Here is a 4,128-nt window from a genome sequence, read left to right as displayed (position 1 = left end):
TTCCGAAAAGCCATTGTGAATCTTGGTTTTTCGTCTTCAGCGATATAACCGTGCCCAGCAGAGACTTTAACGTTGTAGCGGGGAATAAATACGAACTCTTCAATATCAACCGGTCGATTCAAGGTATCCAAAACAGGTTGAGCATACTGATCGCCATCATAGGCTGCTGGTTGTTTGCCGTCTTCGCTATCTTCTTTGAGCATAGCCCCTTGTCCGGTAGCAAGCCAAAGCAGATTTACTCCAGCCGCATCGGCAATTTTAATCAGGTTCGTGGTGCTGGGCTCAGCACCCTCTTTTACCCATTTGGTCGCTGTCGGGTATGCCACATCAACTCTTCTGCACAGCTCGGAGACGCTGCCAAGTCTCTTCGCAACTATCTCCATTCTCTTTGCAAACTCAACGTTAAAGTTCTCCATACAAAGACTAACCTCAGCCTATAAATAACTATAACGTTAATATTAAAATAAATTATCATTAAAATCATATATTCATACCTAAACCTAATAAAATCTCCTAGATTTTAAGTTTAACGATATAAATTAGACTTGCTAATTTTAAACTTAACGCTATAATACCTACATCTAGTCAATTCCCTAACTGACAAAAAATAGGTATCTCAAGATGAAAAAAAATACAGCTCAACAGGTAACCGCAGAGCCTTTGGATTGGCACCGCGCCGACATCATTGCTGCGTTGAAAAAACGGGGTTGGACTATCCGAGCACTGGCCGAGCAAGCCAATGTTCATCCGACCACTATTTACGGCGCGCTCATCAAACCCTACCCGAAAAGTGAGCGGGTTATCGCTGATGCGCTGGGTTTGAAGCCTGAACAAATTTGGCCGCAACGTTATGCGGCACGCAATTTCCAGCCAGTTCTGCACCGTGTAGTTAATGCATAAATGTATTGTACGGATAACAGGCTAAAAAATCACGAATTTAAATTCTCGATTGATAAATTTTTACCATGAGAACCACCAGACGACAGGCGAAAGCCACCTCTCTGGACCATGCGATTGAGCTGGCCAAACAGCACGCTAAGGAACAGCACCGACCATCTAAAGTGATGGCTGACCTGATGGGGGTAGAGCTTAAAACTTATTACCGCTGGCTGTTGGATAACACTTTACCTCTCAATCGGATACCGCAACGAGGGCAAAGCAATGGCGCTGGCGTTTTACCGCGCCCACCGCGCGGAAATGGAGGCGGGGGCGATTACCAGCTGGGCGGCGCGCGGGGTACTGGAGCTGATGACCATCCGCGCCCGCGTGGGGCATGCGGCGTTCGATAGCGAATACCAAAACGACCCGGTGTCCGGCGATGCCGCACCGTTTGCCAACAGCCTGCATTTTTGGGTACAGCGCGATAACGAGTGGCTGTTTTTCGGCGCCTGCGACCCGAGTTTGGGCAAGGCCGGTGCGAGCCGAGACCCGTCGGCGCTGCTGGTGGGCGGTTTTAACAAGCGCACCGGCGTGCTGGATGTGGTGGAGGCGCAGATTAAAAAACGCCTGCCCGACCGCATCATTGAGGACATTATCGCCCTGCAACGGCAATACCGTTGCCTGCTGTGGGGCATCGAGACGGTACAGTTTCAAGAGTTTTTAAAAACAGAGCTGGTGAAACGCGGCGCGGCGGTGGGCGTGCCGATTCCGGCGCGCGGCATCAAGCCGGTGGCGGATAAGCTGCTGAGGATTGAGAGCCTGCAACCGCATATGGCCAACGGCCTCATCCGCCTGCACGCCAGCCAAAGCACGCTGATCCAACAGCTGCGGCATTTCCCGATGGCCGACCATGACGACGGCCCGGATGCGCTACATATGCTGTGGATGCTGGCACAAAGCGGCTTCGGTGCGATTGACTATACCGCCGTACCGCGCCATAACGACAGTAACGGGGTGCTGACTTTCGGACGCGGCGCTTGGTAACAACCCGCTGAGGCGGCTCAAACGGTTTCAGACGGCCTTACATCTGACAATAGCGGCAAGATTAACTGCATCTTGCCGCTTAATTATGTCTATCAAATCCCGTTTTACCGCCGTTTTATCCGCTATTACAGGCAGCACTGAGCCTGCGCCGAAAGCACCGCGCAAGGGCGAGCAGACCGCGCAGCTGGCCAAAGCCCGCGGCACCATCGGCGAGCATCCGAGCAAGGGGTTGACGCCGCAGAAGCTGCACCAGATTTTAGAAGGGGCGGAAGACGGCGACATCACGGCGCAGTCGGAATTGTTTGCCGATATGGAGGAAAAAGACGGCCACATCTTTGCCGAGATGAGCAAGCGCAAACGCGCTTTGACCGGCTTGGATTGGCGGGTATCCGCTCCGAAAAATGCCGATGAGGCCGGGCGGCAGCTGGCGGAAGAGGTGGCGGGCTGGCTCTACGGCCTGCCGGACTTTGAGGCGCTGCTGTTTGACCTGCTGGATGCGCTCGGCCACGGCTTCGCCGCGGTGGAAATCAGCTGGCAGCAGGTGGACGGCTTATGGCTGCCGGCCAAGTTTATCCACCGCCCGCAGGGTTGGTTTCACCGGCCATCCGCCTGCCGGCAGTGACTGCATTGTATTGCCCTTGGGCGGCCAGACCAGCCACGGCATCGTCGTCAATACCTGCAACGGTGCCTACCGCATCACCAACCTGCAAGAGGGCGAGACTGCGGTGTACAACGCCGACGGCGCCAAAATCGTGCTTAAAAAAGGCCGCATTATCGATATCGACTGCCAAGTGCTCAACATCAAAGCGCCGGGCGGGGTCAATGTTGAGGCGCCCAATGTCAATTGCAGCGAGCAAATCACCGCCGCCGGGCAAATCAACGGCAACGGCGGCATGGCGATTCAAGGCGGCAACGGCGCGACGTTTAGCGGCGATGTGCGCCAAACCGGCGGCAGCTACACCACTGACGGCGACGTGGTAGCCTCCGGCAAATCAGTGGTAACGCACACCCATCCCGGCGACAGCGGCGGTACCACCACCGCCCCTATTTAGGCTACCCCTGAAACCCCTCAAGCAGTTCCCCCGGCGTCCATAACCCATAATGCGGTTATGGACGCTTTACTTAACCCCACCACCGGCGACTACCAGCCCAACCAATCCGCGCAAGGGATCGAAAACGAAGTCTATGTGCGGCTGGTTACCCCGCTGGGCAGCTACTGGGCCGAACCTGCATTAGGCAGCCGCCTGCACGAATTGCGCCGCATGAAAGACCTGCCGCGCATGGCGGTGCTGGCCAAGCAATACGCCGAGCAAGCCTTGCAACCTATTTTGGATGCCAGCCGCGCCCGCCGCATCAATGTGGCTGCCTCTTTGGCACGGCGCGGCTGGCTGCGGCTGGATATTGCGGCGGTGGATGCAAGCGGCCGGAGTTTGAATTTAATCCACGAGGTGCGGCTGGCATGAAAACCAAAAACTTTGAGCAACTGCGCAGCGACTACCTGCGCGATTTGAGCAACCAGCAGCCTGCCGCCCACACCCATCCCGGCAGCGACAATTACGCCCGCGCCACCGCTTTGGCCGCACTGGCCGAGGGGCAATACCAGCATCAAGAGTGGATTTTGCGGCAGGTGTTTGCCGATACGGCGGACACCGCCTATTTGGAGCGCCATTGCGCCATGTATCGCATTTGGCGCAAAGCGGCTGCCGCAGCGGCGGGCAGCATCCGCATCAGCGGCGCGCCCAATACCGTGCTGCCTGTCGGGCTAGTCACCCAAGTAGGCGACATCGCCTATCAGACTTCTGCCGCCGGCCAAACCGACAGCAGCGGTCAGGCATTGATTGCCTGCCACTGCCTGAGCACCGGTGCCGCCGGCAATCAGCCGGACAATACCCCGGCCAAACTGCAAAGCCCGCCTGCCGGCATTGAGGCAGATGCCGTGCTCACCAGCATGGTGGGCGGCACCGATATCGAGAGCGATGCCGCGCTGTTAGACAGGCTGCTGTCGCGTTTACGCCAGCCGCCCGCCGGCGGTAATGCCTACGACTATTACCGCTGGGCAATGGACGTACCGGGGGTAGAGGCGGCATTTGTGTATCCGCTGCGTCGCGGTTTGGGCACGGTAGACGTGGCCATCCTCACCGCTTCCGGCCTGCCCTCGCCCGATGTGGTGCGCGCACCCAGAGTGCCGAAACTGCGAACACCACG

6 protein-coding genes and 1 pseudogene are annotated in these 4,128 nt (G+C 56.8%); 6 read left to right on the top strand and 1 reads right to left on the bottom strand.

Features of this window, described 5'->3' with window-relative positions; translation table 11 throughout:
- Positions 1-416, bottom strand: a 416-nt coding sequence (locus HMPREF3107_RS10020) for a helix-turn-helix domain-containing protein (RefSeq protein WP_141742876.1), incomplete at its 3' end; no start/stop codon positions are given.
- Positions 417-621: 205 nt separating this feature from the next.
- Here HMPREF3107_RS10020 and HMPREF3107_RS10015 point away from each other — a divergent pair.
- From HMPREF3107_RS10015 to HMPREF3107_RS09990, 6 genes and pseudogenes are all read left to right on the top strand, one after another.
- Positions 622-900, top strand: coding sequence for a helix-turn-helix domain-containing protein (locus HMPREF3107_RS10015; RefSeq protein WP_070455186.1), 279 nt, complete (start codon positions 622-624; stop codon positions 898-900).
- Between the two features lie 240 nt (positions 901-1,140).
- Positions 1,141-1,923: pseudogene (gene terL / locus HMPREF3107_RS12635) on the top strand (phage terminase large subunit); the annotation flags it as partial.
- 85 nt (positions 1,924-2,008) lie between these two features.
- Positions 2,009-2,545: a phage portal protein family protein gene (locus HMPREF3107_RS10005; protein ID WP_070455185.1), complete on the top strand. Its 537-nt coding sequence runs from the start codon at positions 2,009-2,011 to the stop codon at positions 2,543-2,545.
- A 10-nt stretch (positions 2,546-2,555) separates the two neighbouring features.
- Complete coding sequence (locus tag HMPREF3107_RS10000; RefSeq protein ID WP_371327484.1) at positions 2,556-2,975, top strand: phage baseplate assembly protein V; 420 nt, start codon at positions 2,556-2,558, stop codon at positions 2,973-2,975.
- A gap of 57 nt (positions 2,976-3,032) precedes the next feature.
- Complete coding sequence (locus tag HMPREF3107_RS09995) at positions 3,033-3,386, top strand: phage GP46 family protein (RefSeq protein ID WP_070455184.1); 354 nt, start codon at positions 3,033-3,035, stop codon at positions 3,384-3,386.
- A partial coding sequence (locus tag HMPREF3107_RS09990) for a baseplate J/gp47 family protein (RefSeq protein WP_070455183.1) occupies positions 3,383-4,128 on the top strand: 746 nt, incomplete at its 3' end. The genes HMPREF3107_RS09995 and HMPREF3107_RS09990, both read left to right, overlap by 4 nt.

This window comes from Neisseria sp. HMSC31F04, from assembly GCF_001807735.1.
Classification (GTDB): Bacteria; Pseudomonadota; Gammaproteobacteria; order Burkholderiales; family Neisseriaceae; genus Neisseria; species Neisseria elongata.
Note: the sequence above shows the minus strand (reverse complement) of the source record. Positions and strands in the feature narration are given on the sequence as shown.

Bases quoted from the DNA above. Each gene is read 5' to 3' on its own strand.
- HMPREF3107_RS10015 (WP_070455186.1), top strand. From the start codon at position 622: ATGAAAAAAAATACAGCTCAACAGGTAACCGCAGAGCCTTTGGATTGG.
- HMPREF3107_RS10005 (WP_070455185.1), top strand. From the start codon at position 2,009: ATGTCTATCAAATCCCGTTTTACCGCCGTTTTATCCGCTATTACAGGC.
- HMPREF3107_RS09995 (WP_070455184.1), top strand. From the start codon at position 3,033: ATGGACGCTTTACTTAACCCCACCACCGGCGACTACCAGCCCAACCAA.